The organism is Vibrio sp. 1401 (genome assembly GCF_033340295.1).
On sequence record NZ_JAWOWF010000010.1, the window covers coordinates 1 to 17429 of the forward strand.

Below are 17429 nucleotides of genomic sequence, written 5' to 3' on the forward strand. Positions count from 1 at the left end.
GCCATTGATGCCACTGGCCTCAAGGTTTATGGCGAAGGTGAATGGAAGGTCAAGAAGCATGGAACTGATGGGAAGCGCAGAGTCTGGCGTAAGCTGCATATCGCAGTAGATACACGCACCCACGAAATAATCGCAGCAGAGCTGAGCTTATCTAACGTAACCGATGCCGAAGTGCTCCCCAACTTACTCAAGCAGACACGTCGTAAAATCGTTGAGATATCAGGTGATGGCGCTTATGACACAAGGAATTGCCATGATGCTATACGGTTCAAGCGAGCGGTTCCGCTTATCCCGCCACGAGAAGGGGCTACCTTCTGGGAACAAGGACACCCTCGCAATTTAGCAGTAGGTTGTCAGAAGCTCTACGGCTCCAACAAGAAATGGAAAAAGCGGTATGGCTATCATAAGCGCTCGCTATCAGAGACAGCAATGTATCGGGTGAAACAGTTGTTAGGTGGAAAATTAAGCCTGAGAAACTACAACGCTCAGGTTGGCGAGACTTACGCCATGATCAAAGCACTGAACAAACTTACAGGGCTTGGTATGCCTGAAACTCAGTATATTGTATAAAAGTCGGTCAACTTTAGGAGGTTTGGTTTCTCGTCTGAATTACGCAACAAAGCCTGTTCAAGCCATTTGGTCAGCATCCGTCAAACCTGATACGACGCAAACCGTACGTAAACAATTACTCAGTGATGCTGGTACAGGTGTGGTATTCATTTTACAGAATGAAGTACAAATGGATGGTGAGTGGCAAACGCCAGGGGTTGTCCTACTACCTATAAGCATTCTGGCACATCAGGTCTGCCTACCGCCAGGTGCGGTGATGACTGGCGTACGCTTTCATCCTGCTGTTAGTTATCAACTATTTGGTAAACGTCTAGAACAGCTATTGCGGATTCAAGACGACCACCCTTTGGCTTCTTCTGCGCTAGCAACATTTGAGTCTCTGCAAACAGCGCGTTCGCCATATGCAAGGATTTCTACGTTATATCGCTGGGTTCAAACACTGATTGACGAATATGAACCGCGGTATGTCGGCCACATTATTGACCAACCTACAGGGACCATCAGTCAGCGCCAGAGAGAGCGCAATTTTCAGAAATGGTTGGGGATTACTCCTAAACATTACCAACGCATTAAACGAGTTAAGCACACTTTAGAGCAACTCCGAGCGCAACCCGATCTTACTTTATCGGAGTTGGCGCTAGAGCAAGGTTTTTCCGATCAAGCACACATGACTAGAGAGTGTAAGCAGATTGCGCGCATGACACCGAAGCAGTATGTCCGAAAGAGAAACCTCTAAACCTTATTAGCTTTCTACATCAAACCCAATTGATTCAGAATCGACCATATACTTGTTACAATGTTCGATCATATATCACCTACTTTTTCGATCGCTCATTCCAGCTTGATGTGAGTTGGTTAGCTCGCTTTTGATGCCGCGTGCCGCTCTACCATAAACGCGATCGCTTCTTCATTTAAGCAAGATTTGCTGATGTATTGGCGTTGTTTACCAAGGTGAAGGATAAAGCCCAAATCAGTTTGTTCGAATTGGTCGATATCATTGATAGCTAGGTAGAGTTGGTAATCATGCTGTTCAACACGGCCACAGTATTCAGTGCCTCGGTCAGTCAAATTCTCGGTATTAGCATAGGTCGAGCTCCAACGTTGAAGTATTCTCTCTGGGTGCTTTTCTAAGGTTGTTAGGACTTTTCTTACTGGCTCTAGTCAACTAAAGCTTGTACTTGCCTATCTGTCATCGGACTCTCAGCATCCTTTAACACCGCCCAACGAAGAGCTTTTTGCATGTCATTGTTTTTCGAGCGTCATCAACAGCCAGTGTAATAACTGCACAATATGGAACCAGTCGAGAGTAACATTCGCTTTCGGAAGCTCATCTTTGACACCACTCCAACCTGCCCAGGCACATCGATGAGCTTTATAGTGAACTCGAGGTATTTTCGCTGTGATATAGCAATGGTGCTGAAAAAGTTGAGATGGCGCCATGTTTTATCGGTTATAAAAAAACAACCATTTTCGCGGTAGCTATTGTTAACTGGTCTTCATGATAAGAATTCAGAATGAGACAATGAGTATGCAAGCTTACGAAATGGACGTGGATAGGTACTTTAACGAATAGCTCGGTATTTTTTTGCCAGAGGGAGTCTACTTATGTTTACCCCATGAAAGTAATAGACATGTCATTTACATTATTTTTTAAAGTATGCCTAGATATAAGCTTTGACATGACTTATTTTTGAGAATTGGGGCGGTCCTAGGCTAGCACTTGAGAGCATTAGGACATAGTATCGTCTCACGCGTGGATATGGGTTGACCTATGTACAATATTGGTAAACAAATGACTAAAATACTGGTTTCCCTTATGAGTGCCACAATATTATTGCTCTCAACAGGTTGTAACGCAGATATGTTTAATTTCTTCAAATTAAAAAAGTTTCAATACATACTTAGCTCAGAGATCACTGGTCGCTTATACTTAGACGGGAAAGCGTTTACTAGCGAGGTAGTTTATCTACACACGGCTTTTTCTAAAAACCGTTATATCACCGAGACAATTACGTCAGAAAATGGTTATTTTCATTTCCAACCTACATATCACTATCAGACGTTTAAAGAACCTGCCCTTCATGAATCCTCTAGCTACATTGGTATTTACATTTTTGTAGATGGCAAAAAATACTACTTACTAGAGGCTCGCTTTTCTGACGTGAAACCCTATGAATTTATTTCAGATAATCTTCTTGATTTAAGTTGTGAGATTAATTCGGACGAATATCGTTACTTTTTTAAAAATAAATTTGTTGAGAATGGCCTCGATCTTGAAATTATTAGTAGGTGTGATTTGAAAGGATTTTCTGAAAAAATATTACTAAATAAGGACACGTAATGGCAAAGTTAACACCAAAAATGGCTTCAGAAATAGCGGATATTCCTTACAAAGCTTATGAAAATAATGGCCGTTTTATCATGCCGGGCAAAAACAGTTTTTCAAATCACTTTTCTTTTTCTGAAGATGATGTATTTGATGGTTTTACAGGCGGTGTAGCGGGTTTATCCAATGTACCGGTATTGCGTAAAGTTATCCCTGGCTTGATGAGAACTTCAGAGGCGTTTGCAGTGGTTGGCACTGGTAAAGGTTCTACATTTGAGAATGAAATTGTCATTTCAATTCGAGGAACACAAAATGCTAATGACTGGATCACAAATGCGAATATAGGGGTGAAAGGATCACCAAACGGTTCGCCCGCTCATGCTGGTTTCAACAATTGTTTTCAAAGTCTTAGCCCCAAGTTGAAGCAGTATATTATGCAGATGAATCCTAAACCAAAACGTATACATTGCGTTGGGCACAGCTTAGGTGGAGCACTCGCATCACTTTGCGCTGATTGGGTGCGTAATGAGATGAAGGTCAGAACCACCTTATACACCTTTGGCGCTCCTAGAGTTGGTCTGGAAGCATACGCACGCTCATCGGAAAAGCTAAACGATGGTGTTTATCGATGTACGCATGGTGCTGATCCTGTACCCAAAATACCGCTTTGGCCATTTATTCATGCTCCAATCTCAACAGGCGAGTACCGCTTGGACTCTGGCACTGGGTTAAGCATATCAGCCCATTTGATGGCAAGAAACAAAAATCCGGGTTACTTAAACACTGCTTCCTCGGATTCTTGGGGAGCGTTGAAGAGGAAATCGAATGACCACTTATTTACCCCTATCCGTCTAAAGTATGAGCAACGAAATCAAGCTTCTTTTTCGGAGTATTGGGCCGATAGAATACAGGGCGCACTTATCACCTATTTGAAAGATGTGGCTCTTTTGTCAACGGTAACGATTCAAGCAGGCGTGATTGCTGGCTTGACCTTTTATGATTGGCTTTCAAGAAAGCTAGAAGCCGTTGCTAAATCATCTAAGCGCAATGAAGAGCAACTAAAAGGCTTATTAGGCCATATGCTTGTTTTTGCCGGTCACTATGGGACCATCGTTGAGGATCTATCCGCCCGATTCATTAGATGGGTTTTCGAAAGAACCATTGGACGACTAGTCAGAGTATCTAAACAAGCGATATCGTTGCTAAGTTAACCTAACCATTGCAATGGCATAGTAACGTGAATGCTTAGTTAGAGGTGAACTCGTCACCTCATAAGTTAACTGGTGACATTGACATAACGCCGCTAAATGGGATTCTTATTAAGCACTTTTTAGATGAAACTTTCTAACCAAATCGGGTCGCGATTTATCAAAACGAATTTGAAAATAATGAATTTTTCACTATTTTCAAATTCGTGATTAGGAGCCAAAATGTAGGTTTACAGTTTCAACTGTTTTTGGATTTCTGTTGGAAAAGTAACTTAAACAATTGACATTAAATAGATTTAATGGGAAATGGCTCTTACAAAACCCGAACTGCGCCCCCTTCCAAGCTGATGATGATGTAGGTTCGATTCTCGCTGTACACTCCATTCTCATAGGCTACTTTACCTAAAGCTTCGAACGCCTCCCATGGGGCTCGAATCGCAATTCCATGGATAGCCCCCTCAAATCGAATAAGTTTCTTCCGCATAGAAGTTACCTTTAGACGCATAAGTCCAACACTGGCCACATGAACTTTATTAGGGAAAACCCAACAAACTAACGAATGTCAAACCTTTGCCGAACATAGTAATCGAGCAAAAATGCTCTAGAAGTTGGCGTCATCACTGTAGGCTCACAATAAACTATCTCATTGTCACTTTTTTGGTTCAGTTTACACACTAACTCCGCAGCACACTTAAGGAGTCCATATACTGGAAAGACGCAACCAGAAACACCGAGTGTAGTGGTTCAGATTTTGAGCCTGAATCAGAGCTACCCCATAAGCATCAAACTCTAAGATCAAAAAAGCAAACCCACGGACTCGCTTTTTTGTTAGCTCGCTTTTGATGCCGCGTGCTGCTCTACCATAAACGCGATCACTTCTTCGTTTAAGCAAGATTTGCTGATGTATTGGCGTTGTTTACCAAGGTGAAGGATAAAGCCCAAATCAGTTTGTTCGAGTTGGTCGATATCATTCCAAGCGAGGCTGCGGTCAACTTTACCGCTTTTGTAGCGTACGCCATCTGCATTCACTTCAAACACCACTTTACTGCCGCGACTTGAGCTGATGGTTTGACGCCACAGCCACCAAGTTCTTTTGAAGTAAACGCTGCACGCTTCAATCACACTCAATACGATAAAGAACCAACCGACGTAACCGTTAGGTAGCAGTTCAAACTCCAATAAAACCACACCAAAAATTAGAAAGAGGATCCCTTTCAAATACGCTTGCGGGAACTTAACTGGCTGGCTAGTTTGATCATAACACTCAGCAAAAAATGGCTTGTCGAGCGTGTATTCTGTAGTGAATTCGAAATCTTTAGACATGTATGGTTACTTCAAGGCTTCTGTAAATGAGTATTCTTGGTTGCACTCTTGCAACGCGAGCATTGTAGCGCTTCTCTGGCTTTATCTTTAGCCCTTTTGATACTGTTTTGTAAATCAATGATAACGAAACATTAGAAGACCTCGGTGCACTCGCCAAGATCAAACAAGGCGAACCATTTGGCTCGCCTTGTTAATTAATGACCTATATGACTTATGAGGTTTTCTACTTTAGAGGGTCGTTGTCTGGCAATGCACTGTGTATCCAGACTGCCAGTCGGTGTTTGATGCTTGCGCCGTCTAGCTTGCTTTCCGGTAATGGGGTGATCTGTTTGGCATCAACCAAGAATAGGTAAATCGCTTTTACTCTTAGAGGTTGTGGTGACTGAGGAAGGTCAAAGCCTTGTAGCTTCGCCATCTTCCCACCAATCTCTAGTGCCTTCTTAACCAGTTTGTCTTCATTGTGAAGTTTGGAGCTTTTTGACATTGATAAATCCTCTTCTTCGCTTCAATTAAGAATACATGAAGTGTCGCGTATGGCGTGTTAGTAAGCTCGCATATTGATAAGTTTATGCCTTCTTACCGAGTAACTGATTGAAAAACGACCTTAATTCGTCATCACCAAGATTGAGCAGGTAGTCACCAATATACCATTCAACAATCGATTGATTTGGATGTGCCGTGACTTGCGGGTTACCAAACCAAATGCCCTTTTCCGTGGCAAACGTGTGTTGGAGTTCTTTCAACTCTTCGCAGCTAAATGGCAGGATAAGGTGCAACATGTTTGCTTGAGGCTGGGTTGGTCTCACCGCCAAAGATGGGAACTCTTCAATGATCTTGTAGATCTGTTTTGTTCGCTCAAACAGAGCCGGCATTTGTGACAACCTTTCATCAAACTGCATTGCCGCAGACACCACATAAGGTGTTCTGTGATAGAGGTTGCCACCTTGCCGCTTCATCCACATTGAAGCCAGTTCAATGAACGACTTTGAGCCAAGCAACATAGATCCGCCCATGCCGTTGATGCCTTTGTAAAGTGAAACATAGGTCGTATCAAAACCAGCGGCGATCTCGCGGTATTCTTTCTGATAGTAAGCTGCGGTTTCCCAAAGTCTTGCGCCATCCATATGGAGATGAATTTTGTTTTCGGCGCAGTACGCTTTGATTTCTTCCAGTTCTTGCCATGAAGGTAGCTGACCACCAATTTCTCGCATCGGGAGTTCATAAAGAACGGCTGCGATTTCATCCGGCCAAGCAGTGAGATCCTCAAGCTTCCATGTTTGATAAGGGTTCCCTACTGGCAAAATACTAAAGCGATGTTGAAGCTGATAGCCTTGTTTTTCATGCACCGGAATATGGCTAGATGCGTGCATGGCGACAATAGGATTACGCTTTTGTCTTGTGACAATTTCAAGCACCGTTGGCTGCGTCATCGTCCCTGTTACAACAAAAAGCCCTGCCTCGTAACCCAGCAGATCGGCAACCTTTTGCTCGAACGCTTGAATCGTTTCTCCCTCACCGTAGACATCGTGATTTACGTTGTTCTCTTCGCACCACTTTGTCATTTTCGCAAAGTGTTCGGCTGGAGAATCTTCTTTATTACCAGAGAGATGGATATGACAAAGCTGTTTTAGGTGGGCACTCATTGTTCTGTCCTTTGAATCAAAGCTTCAACAATGTAACTTGTTAAAACGGAGGCGTAAACTGCATTTTCGCGATGTATTTTCTGCGTATGCCTCCGTGCTGAACCTCCGGTTGGACATAGATTTAACTTAAGAGTGATTTACGCAGAACAAAGATCATGCTCACCGTAAACAAGCCATTTAGGTAAATATGCGGCTTCTGGAATCGTCCAGCCATACTTATCGTATGCTAATGCAGCAAGACCAGTCAGTTTCAGAGAAACATTTCCTTTTGGCGAATAGCGAACATCTTCATTCATGTAGAACTGGTAATGCGCCTCTAACGCATCCCTCAGTGCCTCTTGATAATGTGCCTCATCGCCATCGATAATGGCAACAAACACATTCACAAATGGAATAAACAAAGAGTGTACATATGGCACTCTGGTTGATTCTAAGTATTGCGGAGAAGATTTCTCCATCACAGTTTGCAATAACTCAGGTAACGCTGATGAATTGCTAAATACACCGTTAACGAACTCGACTAGCGCAACATTAAACGGCGTCTTTATAGAAACTAACGACTCATCCATGATGGTCATCAGCTCTACGCAGCGCCAATCTCTCGCTGCCATTGCTAAACAGATTTCATCCAACCAAGCATCCATTGTTCCTTCTGCAACAGAACGGTTACCCACTTCCGAAAAGTGTCGGTGCCCAACGGAAAATTCAACCACTTGGTCTGAATGATTGGCCAGCAAGTACACGTTATTCAGTAACTCAAGCGCCCTTTTTATGTAAGCGGCGAGGCCTGATGTTGTCCGAATTCGGAAGCGGTGAAGAATGCCTCAAGCGAATCCCAAGCATCGCCTTTCATTCTTTTAAGAGGTTGCTTATAAAAAGATTGTTTTTCATCAAGCATTCTTTCCCAGAAGCTGTAGAAATCTTCATCTTCTTCACGAAAAATACGCAATTTTCTTTCTTCAGGTATCTCTAAATAATGATTCTTCATTGGTTCCATCGTTCCCTAGCCTCTCATTATAAGTTGTTCTAATTTTTTGCCGTGATGATATTCATACTCAAAATCAAGCCGTGAATGATGCCGAAGTTGATTTATAAAATCAATTTATAATCAGTATGTTGTATCGAAAGTTAATGCTTAATTGAAATGAATCGAAAAGCCGAAAAACATTTGAAATATAAGGCTACCGCACAAGCCGCGATGGGTAAGCCAGAACGTACCTGTCCATAAACAGTGGACGACGAACACTGACTTTGTGGAGTAAAGATAGACAGATATTCACCATTGTGTTCGCCTTTCTTTTTCTGTCGCTTTCGATAATACTCTTGCGCAATATTACTCAGCTGGAAAATTTTATGCCTCAAGCAAACTCTGTGGTCGTACTCGACTTTGAAACCACAGGTCTCTCTCCTACTTTAGGTGATCGCGCAATAGAAATTGGTGCAGTAAAGTTAGTCAATGGCGAGGTTGTCGATAGTTTTCAGCAACTCATGAATCCCGGTTTCAGAGTGAGTTCTTTCATTGAGAACTACACCGGCATTACCAACAATATGTTGCGATCGGCACCAAGCTGCGAAGAGGTAATGGCGTCATTTAGTGAGTTCATTGCAGGCGAAAACCTTATCGCTCACAACGCGTCCTTCGATAAACGATTTTTAGATGCGGAGCTTGAACGAATCAACTGTGGTTATTCGGGTGAGTTTGCTTGCTCCTTACTAGTGGCAAGACGGCTCATTCAAGAAGCCCCATCACATAAGCTAGGTGAACTTGTTCGCTATAAAAATATCGACAACGACGGTGTTTTCCACCGAGCACTAGCCGATGCGCAAATGACAGCCAAGCTTTGGCTCTTAATGGTCGAAGGGATAGAAAACTCAGGCGTCGAAAAACCAAGTTTTCAGTTGATGCAAACGGTCAGTAAAACAGCCAAAGGAAAAGTCGACCTGCTACTCGCCAAAAGCCGTGCGTAACCCCCTCCGAACTAAAAGCTGATTCTAGTCTCTTCGACGTTTAAGTGATTTTCGATATACATGCGATATTGGCTATATCTGTCAATATCGCAGTGCTTCTTATTCAAAACAAAGATCGCCTGGGTCACTCTATCCTCCAAAACTTCTAAAAAAATCGTGAATTATGTCTCACCGATTTAGATACTCGCTATAGTCACTCGAGACAATACGCAACAATTCGAGGTGTATTCACTGACTACTGATTTGTAAGCGATGATCAACAATGTTTTTCTGTTCTTAGAACAGTTTGCAGCTTTACTCATACTCGTACTGATTTCTGTTTTTGCTGTTGGCTTTTTATTTTTTGGTAAGGAAGCTCAAGAGTTTACACCAAGCATAAAAGGACGTATTACGAAGAACGATACCCCCATAAAGAATGCAAATGTAGTACTTACCATTCGGTCAGAAAATCGTTCTTTCGAACGTAGCTTCACCACGAATACAAATGGGGAATTCAAGTTTGATCCTGTTTTCAGAAAAAGGAATAAAGTTCTAAGTATTTTCGACGGTCTATTTCAAACAATATGCAGTGTAGAAGTGACCACAACCGTTGCCAATCAAAAGGTTGTTATTTGGAAAGGAGTTTTCAGGCATCATGTCATCGGTATGAAGGAAAGAGTAAATATGTCTAATTTAAACTGCGAAGCCACCAACCCCATCAGAAAGTTTGAATTTCAATCCCATGGGGATTCCGTAAGTAGTCAATGTGACTTAAGTGATTACTTAAAAGTAAACAGATAGAGTAATGTTTACTCTATCAAACTCCTCAACTTCCTAATCCGAAAGCGGTAGTTCGCTGGTCTCACCAACCAAACTGGCTTACTATGCCAGGTACCTAAAACGCTTTGTGAGTCACTCATGAGCAGAAAAAATAACAAAAATCTCAGCATTCTTCTTAAACTCAGCACCTTTATTGCACCTTATAAATGGCGGGTTGCGGCAGCCTTGGTTGCCCTTGTCGCGACAGCAAGTTTGACGTTATCCGTTGGCTATGGAGTGCGCATTCTTATCGACCAAGGCTTTGCTCAGCAATCATTGCAAGAGCTCACCAATGCGATTCAGTTTATTGTCGGTGTCACATTGTGTATTGCCATTGGGACTTTCTTTCGCTTTTACCTTGTCTCTGCCGTAGGTGAGCGCGTTAGTGCGGATATTCGCCTTGCGGTGTTTAATCATGTGATTACGCTGCATCCGAGCTATTTTGAGACCAACAGTAGCGGCGACATAATGTCGCGCCTGACTACCGATACCACATTGCTGCAAAGCATTATTGGTTCATCGTTCTCGATGGCGATGCGTAGCGCTTTGATGTGTTTTGGTGCCATCATTATGTTATTCGCTACCAACGTTAAGCTCACGCTGATTGTGCTTGCTTCTGTGCCTTTGGTTTTGGTGCCAATTTTGTTTTATGGACGACGCGTGCGTGCTCTCTCTCGCCAAAGTCAGGACTCAATGGCCGATGTCGGAAGCTACGCTGGAGAAGCGATAGAACATATTAAAACCGTGCAAAGTTTTAGCTCAGAGTCGCATGAACGAGCGGCTTTCGCTGTCGAGGTGGAAAAAGCTTATGAAGTAGGCAGACAGAGAGTAAAGCAGCGAGCGATCCTGATATCAGGCGTTATTGTGATTGTGTTCAGCGCGATTTCAGGCATGCTTTGGATAGGCGGCAGCGATGTGATTCACGGAAAAATGTCTGCGGGTGACCTAGCCGCATTTGTGTTTTATGCCATTATGGTTGCCTCATCGACTGCAACCATTTCCGAAGTCATGGGTGAATTGCAAAGAGCCGCAGGTGCTACCGAACGGCTGATTGAGATCCTTCAAGTAGCCAGTGATATTAAAGCGCCAAGCAACCATTTGCCTGTCCGTGCCGACATGCCTGCTGAGGTTAACTTTAATTCGGTGAGTTTCAACTACCCTTCTCGCCCAAATCAACCAGCTATCAAAGAGTTAAATCTAACTGCTGAACAAGGAAAAGTGTTGGCGTTGGTCGGCCCTTCTGGTGCCGGTAAAACAACACTATTCGAACTGCTGCAACGCTTTTATGATCCGCAAAAAGGGCAAGTGTTGTTTGGTGGTGAAGATATTCGACAGTTCGATCCAAACGAGCTTCGACGTCAAATGGCGCTCGTACCACAACAACCAGCGCTGTTTAGCCATGATGTTTTCCATAATATTCGCTACGGTAATCCTGAAGCGACGGATGAACAAGTTATCGAAGCCGCGAAAAAAGCCCATGCCCATGAGTTTATTGAGAAGCTTCCCGAAGGCTATCACAGCTTTTTAGGGGAGCGCGGCGTTAGGCTATCGGGCGGACAAAAGCAGCGCATTGCGATTGCTCGCGCGATTCTAAAAGATCCAAAAATCTTACTGCTAGACGAAGCTACCAGCGCCCTTGATAGTGAAAGTGAACATCACGTTCAGCAAGCACTTGAAGCTCTAATGAAAGGACGCACAACGCTGATTATTGCTCATCGTCTTTCGACTATCCAACATGCGGATAAAATTGCGGTGCTCGACAATGGCGAATTAGTCGATGCTGGTAACCACCAATCATTAATGCAAAGCTGTGAGTTGTATCAGCGACTTGTGGCATTGCAATTTAAGCACTTGGAGTAACGCCTAGTTAAGCGCTCAAAAATAAGCAAAGGCGGACCAAATAATTTAATAACAGGAGTTTAACGATGTTTTTGTGTCAGTCCAGCGAGCCCTTGCGAGACTAGGAATCTAATAGCTGCGCTCTGAGTGGTTAATGAGATATTTTAGACCATGAAGAGCTAGGATAGAAGATCCCACATCATGTCCCATCGTCGCTGTACAAGGTGACGAAATACAAAAGATGCCACTCGCAGTTAAACGAGCGGCATTAAACCAAGCAGCTCGCCTTTTAACAAAGGAATTCCAGTAACCAGCGTATTCTCCCTTCAACTAGAAACACTCGTTCACAACCACCATATAAAACCCAATCAACTTCATTTGTAACAATTCAGGTTTCAAAAATAGGAAATCATTACTGAAAAAGTTTACCGCGTTTTGTGTTGCTATCTATGGTTACAATATTCGAGACATCAATGCCTTTAAACCAAGCAACACAAAAGCGGCACCGATATGAACAGCGAAGCGAAACAACTATTTTCTTATCTATGTCAGCGATACGATGCGCTTTCTCAAGAGCTTGAGTCTCGCCCTTTTCCTGAATTTTCTGAGACTATTACTCATCCTCTTGGGCACTGTTTAGTCCGTTGCCCAGCAGGTAGCCAACGCTTTTCTATTGTAGCAGTCAACTTTGCACCCTCCGTTCGCGGGCAAGGCGTGCTTACTGCATTTATCGACTACATCAAAAGCAATCCTTACCACTACCAAGGTGTTGAGGTTGCAATCATTGAAAACAAGAACTTAGCTAAACGGCTTTTGTCTCTTGGCTGGAAGTACAAGTCCCTGTTTGGCAAGATTTTCTTCGCTAGCAAGCCGACCCTAGTAAAGGACTTTCAGTCTGCGTAATAGTTATTACGAAACCGCATCGACATCCAAAGTAAAACCATCACTCAAAATCCGTAAGCATGTTGAAAAAAACTTGGCGATCTTCTGCAGTACTTCCTCGATGAGCAGTGTATTCAACGTGCGCGTCTGCACTGGCTTTTGGGGATAGATTGATGCCCCATAACGCATTAATTTGGTTTGGTACGATGGAATAACGCATATCAACAATTCGCATTTCATTATTCGGATCCGTCGCTACAAAACCGTTTGAAAACCAACGGAAACGTTCGATGTCTTTTGCTTGTTGCGATTGCGGGTTTAGCCACGGAAATTGCTCTTTTATATTTAACTTTGGAGTTGATTCGCCAGGGTAAATTTTTATTGAACGCCCCACCCTTACGGCATCTACATAGTAGCTCTCTTCCGTTTCATAAATTAGTTTCCAAACCAAAAGATTGCTGAAACTTGGTTTGGCTTTTAATTGTATAGCGTTGTGTTGTCGCTCTTTGACGATTTCCCAACCAGCTACTTCTGCTCTATCTCGTTGTATCGTTCCAAGACTTAGGTAAGCCAGGCACCATAAAAATGCAATGCGGGCATAGTTTGGGCTTCGCTTCAGTGCAACAAACAAAAGCAATATTAAAATAGGGAGTGTGAACGCGGGGTCGATTACCGAAATAGTGTTCCAAGCATAACGCGTGTTGCTTATCGGCCATAGAAGCTGTGTTCCATAACTGGTGCATGCGTCTAATAACGCATGGGTACTATAACCAAGCGCGCAGTAAAACCAACTCTGCCGGAAGCATAGTCCTCGCTTCTTTACGAACAACGGATACAACAACAAAGCACAAATGAAACTACCAAACGGGATAAACAAGAGCGAGTGAGTAAATTGGCGATGGTATTCCAAATACAGCAAAGGATCAGTTGAAGAACGGATGAGCACATCTAAATCCGGAGCCATCCCAGAGACCACGCCCAACACGCCAACAACTGCAAGGTTTCGCTTGTTGCTCACGGCCAGTGGCAAAGCTGCACCCAATAAACCTTGCGTTAACGGATCCATCGTTCACTTCCTTTAGATAGATGAAGCTCAGCTGGAAAGCGTACACGCTCAATAGTCGGTTCCAATTTAAAAACCAGAAGGTTCTTCGACATAAATTATCCGCATTTAAGTGGAAAACAATACACGACTTAGTCATGCATTTGCTTGTTTAGCAACAAACACCTTGATTTAGTGTAAGAAGGAATCACGCCGTTCGCTAGTGAACGAACAAATCTGAGTCTAGGCTTGTTTGGTATTTCAAACCCGAAGGTTTATCTGACGCGAAAAAACAAGGCGATCCAAATGGCTCGCCTTGTTTCTAATTTACTGAACGATAAACGACAGGTGTTTAGTCTTGAGGATTCTCTTTCGCGTTGATTTCAGCGTAAGTGTGCAGCAGATCCGTCAATGTTTTTACCCACGCAAAAACATCCGAAGGTGCATTTTCGATTAGTTTTTCCACTAGAGCACAGTGTGTTTCTAGCGTGATGGCCTCTTCCAAACGGAATGAGATCGCGTAGAAATGCCAAAGCACCAATCGCGTCATTCGCTCGCTATTTTGCTTTGCGTTGTCTGAGTCATCAAACGCTTGTTGAATTTCACTCAGTGCGATTGCTGTCATGCGTAGCATTGCATCAAGACGTGCAGACAACATGCGGTCTTCACTATCCACTTCTTCTTGATCAAAGGTGAACAGATCATTCATCACGTCTTCTGGCACCATTTTACTGATCATACGAGCACTAAACTCTTCCAGCTCATGGCGAGGCATAGTTACAAGACAATCGAAGGTGTAATCACGAAGCATAAAATCACTCTAGGTTAGAAATCAATTTCAGCCTCGCATTCTAAATATTGAAATTTCAATTGCCAGTGTTAATTTCTATCCATCTACGAAAAACTACAAAACACCGTTGATTGCAATACCAACACCAATCCGCTGCTGATTATGATCATAGTCGATCAAGCTCTTACCATAACCCGCTGAGTATTGTGCGTACCCCTGAACTTTGCCCCAAATCGGAAATGACACTCCCAGTTCTGCAAAACCCTTATGTGTTTGAAAGTTCTGGCGACCTAAAAAGGTAAACTCGTAACCATTCCACTTGTAAGCACTCGATAGCTCAAAGTGTCCCATATAGTCTTCGATATCCGGGTTATCATCACCTTTGGGATCATTAGGCGATGTCTTTTCATCTTCAGGTATACGCCACCAAGGCTGGATAGAAACCGCAAAATTGTCTTTTGCAAAGGTTACGTTGGCATAGACACGGTTCCAACTGCGCGATAGCTCCTGTCTCTGACCGTTAGACTCATGTTCAATACCAAAACCTAACCAAGTCGAACCATCAAGTGGTTTCCAGTCAGTTGGGGTGTAGTAAAAAAGCTCTGGACGATAATTGGTTTCACGGAATGGACGAGATGCTGCACCCGTATATACCTGCCAAAATGATTTAAGAGTCATTCCAAAAAACAGACCATCGCCATCAAACAACAAGTCATCATAGTTCATTGGTACTTTAAAACTGATTTGGAACTCCGCCTCTTCCTTACGCAGTTCATCGCCGTATTTGGTGTCGGCATACGCGCGTTTATTTACACGATCACTGTATGTAAACGGAAGAATATAGTTAACGCGATGCGCGACCAGACTAAACGGTTCGAACGCGTTTTCTCGTTCTGATTCCAAACGCTTGTCGACCAAACTTTCCTGAAGTTCTTCAGGCTCTTCAATTTCTGGATCAGCGGGCACTGTGCTGGTTACTGTGTCAAGCTCACACTGCGCGCGAATGCTCTTTATGGTTTCTTCACCTTTGATTTGCTTTATTTTGTCTAGCAAACATAAATCATAAGCACTGGCTGTTTCTCCCATCGCAACTGGCGCTGCCAATAAACTCAGTATTGATATCCCTGCCACTTTTGAAGCCATCTGAAACCCTTAATATTCTTTATGTCAAACCAGATAATTTTAGTTTTTCTTGGTAAACCGCTTGCCATTCTGACGTTAAGGCAATGTTAAATGTCCGCCGACTTTACGTCTTGGATAAATGCAACAGACTTTAGACATATCGGTCAACTATGATCAAAGCGCAAAAAACAACCAAGAGTTGAGCATCATAGATAAAAACCACTCGTTTGCATGATGCTCATGTTCTCTATGCAAAATACTGGCTCGTAACTTTGATTGCAAACCCGGCTATGAATAAACCCAAACCAAAACCCAAATGCGCCAATGTGCTAAGAAAACGGGCTTTCCAAGGTGTTGGGGTTTTACTCGCAGCAAAACCAAATCCTAGACAAGGTTGAATGACCAAAAATGGGAAGATCAACGTTACCACGCCTGTAATTAAGCTGGGCATTAGACTGGGCTCTACCAACCAATGATGACCAAAAACAGTAACGTGAGCCAAAGCGAAAGTAACGCCGATGGCATAATGCAAAAACCAGCCAAGTGACTTTTCTCCCGGCATCGCCTCTGACGCCATAATTGGCGCATGCATAAACTTTCCTTGGGGCATGTACAAAACCCAGCGCGCAACCAACGCATAGTTTAATGAAGGAATACCAAACACTCTCCTTTGTAACCATGCCCATAAATCCATTATCAAAGTGGCACCAATCCCTATTAGCACCGCTTGCAATCCCATTAAAAGCAGCATTTTTCTCTCCTCAAGTTTTTGATTTGTTAAGGTCTTAGTTGCATGCTACAACTTAAAGCCAACTTGAAGTCAATGGGGAATAATATGGATATTGCAGAAGTGGTTAGAAAATCAGGATTGCCGACTTCAACGCTCAGGTATTACGAACAGCTGGGGTTAATTCGCTCGATAGGAAGGAATGGATTGAGACGCCAATATTCACCAGAGGTACTCAATACACTCAATTTAATTAGTTTGGGGCGTATCGCTGGAATATCGCTTAACGAAATGGCAGAAATGTTGAATCAATCAGAAGTTTCAAAGCCATATATCGATCGTGACTTACTAACGAAAAAGGCACTTGAGATTGATGAGCAAATAAAACGTTTGAAAGCGGTGCGAGACAGCCTAAACCATGTTGCCACCTGCCCTCATGAGTCACATATGGACTGTTCTTCATTTCAAAGGCTTATGAAGGTCGTAAAGCGTTATGTCCCCCAAAAACAGAGATAAACCGCTCTCACTACCTTCCTATTCTTGATTTAAAAGGAAGTAACTCGACATGGAGGGTTACTTCCTCTCATATTACTTAGCTTTCGCTTTTACGTACTTCTTCACTTTTTTCATCGCCATTTTTTGCTTCAGCGGTGAAAGGTAATCAATGAACAAGTTACCAGATAGGTGATCAATTTCGTGCTGCATCACAATCGCCAAGAACTCATCGCTCTCGATTGTAATCGGGTTGCCATCACGGTCTAGTGCAGAAACAACAACTGACGTGTAACGCTCTACATCTGCGTAGTACTCAGGAACAGAGAGACATCCCTCTTGACCAAGTGCTTTGTTTTCTCCGCTCACCACTTCTGGGTTAACCAAGATTAAAGGGTCATTGCGTTCGTCAGAGATATCGATGACAACAACCGCCTCTTTTCTGCCTACTTGGGTTGAAGCTAAACCGATACCATTGCCCGTTGCGTAAAGTGTTTCTAGCATATCGTCTATCAGCGTTTGTAGTGTCGATACATCAGTGACTTTTTCTGCTTTTACTTTAAGCCTTGGGTCTGGAATGGAGAGAATTTCGAGGACTGCCATACTTACCTTTCATATCTATAAATCGTAATTCGTGGCGAATTATACACACGTTTCTCGATACATAAACCTGCTAAGCTATCTTGCGCACAAGGCATA

19 protein-coding genes and 2 pseudogenes are annotated in these 17429 nt (G+C 43.1%); 9 read left to right on the top strand and 12 right to left on the bottom strand.

Features of this window, described 5'->3' with window-relative positions; all coding sequences use genetic code 11:
• The coding region (locus tag R7Z77_RS07550) for an IS5 family transposase (RefSeq protein WP_318136633.1) at window positions 1–570 on the top strand (570 nt) is incomplete at its 5' end.
• A 22-nt stretch (window positions 571–592) separates the two neighbouring features.
• On the top strand, window positions 593–1306 hold the full coding sequence (locus tag R7Z77_RS07555) for a helix-turn-helix domain-containing protein (RefSeq protein ID WP_318136634.1): 714 nt from the start codon (window positions 593–595) through the stop codon (window positions 1304–1306).
• Window positions 1307–1425: 119 nt separating this feature from the next.
• Here R7Z77_RS07555 and R7Z77_RS07560 read toward each other — a convergent pair.
• Window positions 1426–1578 (bottom strand): annotated as a pseudogene (locus R7Z77_RS07560) (YcxB family protein); the annotation flags it as partial.
• 234 nt (window positions 1579–1812) lie between these two features.
• A complete protein-coding gene (locus tag R7Z77_RS28890) occupies window positions 1813–2010 on the bottom strand; it encodes a transposase (protein ID WP_033906523.1) in 198 nt (65 codons plus the stop codon).
• Between the two features lie 352 nt (window positions 2011–2362).
• Between R7Z77_RS28890 and R7Z77_RS07565 the strand changes: the two genes are divergently transcribed.
• A complete protein-coding gene (locus R7Z77_RS07565) occupies window positions 2363–2911 on the top strand; it encodes a DUF6795 domain-containing protein (RefSeq protein WP_033906564.1) in 549 nt (182 codons plus the stop codon).
• Complete coding sequence (locus tag R7Z77_RS07570) at window positions 2911–4107, top strand: lipase family protein (RefSeq protein ID WP_033906522.1); 1197 nt, start codon at window positions 2911–2913, stop codon at window positions 4105–4107. The genes R7Z77_RS07565 and R7Z77_RS07570 overlap by 1 nt, the downstream gene beginning before the upstream one ends.
• A 310-nt stretch (window positions 4108–4417) precedes the next feature.
• Here R7Z77_RS07570 and R7Z77_RS07575 read toward each other — a convergent pair whose 3' ends face one another.
• From R7Z77_RS07575 to R7Z77_RS07595, 5 genes and pseudogenes are all read right to left on the bottom strand, one after another.
• On the bottom strand, window positions 4418–4588 hold the full coding sequence (locus R7Z77_RS07575; RefSeq protein WP_162564176.1) for a hypothetical protein: 171 nt from the start codon (window positions 4586–4588) through the stop codon (window positions 4418–4420).
• 344 nt (window positions 4589–4932) lie between these two features.
• Window positions 4933–5427 carry a YcxB family protein gene (locus tag R7Z77_RS07580; protein ID WP_033906521.1) on the bottom strand — a complete coding sequence of 165 codons (495 nt, stop codon included), beginning with the start codon at window positions 5425–5427 and terminating at the stop codon, window positions 4933–4935.
• Window positions 5428–5650: 223 nt separating this feature from the next.
• The gene (locus R7Z77_RS07585) at window positions 5651–5911 is read right to left on the bottom strand and encodes a DUF5062 family protein (protein WP_005376453.1); all 261 of its coding nucleotides are present in this window, start codon (window positions 5909–5911) and stop codon (window positions 5651–5653) included.
• 82 nt (window positions 5912–5993) lie between these two features.
• A complete protein-coding gene (locus tag R7Z77_RS07590) occupies window positions 5994–7070 on the bottom strand; it encodes a threonine aldolase family protein (RefSeq protein WP_033906520.1) in 1077 nt (358 codons plus the stop codon).
• 137 nt (window positions 7071–7207) lie between these two features.
• Window positions 7208–8067, bottom strand: a pseudogene (locus R7Z77_RS07595) (immunity 49 family protein).
• Window positions 8068–8423: 356 nt separating this feature from the next.
• On the opposite strand from R7Z77_RS07595, the gene R7Z77_RS07600 reads away from it, so the two are divergent.
• From R7Z77_RS07600 to R7Z77_RS07615, 4 genes are all read left to right on the top strand, one after another.
• Window positions 8424–9038, top strand: coding sequence for a PolC-type DNA polymerase III (locus R7Z77_RS07600; RefSeq protein ID WP_005376459.1), 615 nt, complete (start codon window positions 8424–8426; stop codon window positions 9036–9038).
• 252 nt (window positions 9039–9290) lie between these two features.
• Complete coding sequence (locus R7Z77_RS07605; protein ID WP_033906518.1) at window positions 9291–9818, top strand: DUF6795 domain-containing protein; 528 nt, start codon at window positions 9291–9293, stop codon at window positions 9816–9818.
• A gap of 117 nt (window positions 9819–9935) precedes the next feature.
• Window positions 9936–11696 (top strand): ABC transporter ATP-binding protein/permease, encoded by a 1761-nt coding sequence (locus R7Z77_RS07610; RefSeq protein WP_033906517.1) that lies wholly within the window; start codon window positions 9936–9938, stop codon window positions 11694–11696.
• A gap of 489 nt (window positions 11697–12185) precedes the next feature.
• The gene (locus R7Z77_RS07615; protein ID WP_005376463.1) at window positions 12186–12578 is read left to right on the top strand and encodes a hypothetical protein; all 393 of its coding nucleotides are present in this window, start codon (window positions 12186–12188) and stop codon (window positions 12576–12578) included.
• A gap of 40 nt (window positions 12579–12618) precedes the next feature.
• On the opposite strand, the gene R7Z77_RS07620 is transcribed toward R7Z77_RS07615, so the two are convergent.
• The 4 genes from R7Z77_RS07620 to R7Z77_RS07635 form a co-directional block, all read right to left on the bottom strand.
• Window positions 12619–13623, bottom strand: a complete 1005-nt coding sequence (locus R7Z77_RS07620) for a metal-dependent hydrolase (RefSeq protein WP_033906516.1) — start codon at window positions 13621–13623, stop codon at window positions 12619–12621.
• Window positions 13624–13951: 328 nt separating this feature from the next.
• Window positions 13952–14410 carry a hypothetical protein gene (locus R7Z77_RS07625; RefSeq protein ID WP_033906515.1) on the bottom strand — a complete coding sequence of 153 codons (459 nt, stop codon included), beginning with the start codon at window positions 14408–14410 and terminating at the stop codon, window positions 13952–13954.
• A gap of 93 nt (window positions 14411–14503) precedes the next feature.
• Window positions 14504–15532, bottom strand: coding sequence for a phospholipase A (locus tag R7Z77_RS07630; protein ID WP_213967535.1), 1029 nt, complete (start codon window positions 15530–15532; stop codon window positions 14504–14506).
• Window positions 15533–15758: 226 nt separating this feature from the next.
• On the bottom strand, window positions 15759–16262 hold the full coding sequence (locus tag R7Z77_RS07635) for a DUF2938 domain-containing protein (protein WP_033906514.1): 504 nt from the start codon (window positions 16260–16262) through the stop codon (window positions 15759–15761).
• 84 nt (window positions 16263–16346) lie between these two features.
• Here R7Z77_RS07635 and R7Z77_RS07640 point away from each other — a divergent pair, with 84 nt between their 5' ends.
• Window positions 16347–16754 (top strand): helix-turn-helix domain-containing protein, encoded by a 408-nt coding sequence (locus tag R7Z77_RS07640; RefSeq protein ID WP_021707542.1) that lies wholly within the window; start codon window positions 16347–16349, stop codon window positions 16752–16754.
• 72 nt (window positions 16755–16826) lie between these two features.
• Here the strand turns inward: R7Z77_RS07640 and def are convergent, their stop codons facing one another.
• Window positions 16827–17333, bottom strand: a complete 507-nt coding sequence (gene def, locus R7Z77_RS07645; RefSeq protein WP_033906512.1) for a peptide deformylase — start codon at window positions 17331–17333, stop codon at window positions 16827–16829.
• Window positions 17334–17429: the final 96 nt, after the last annotated feature.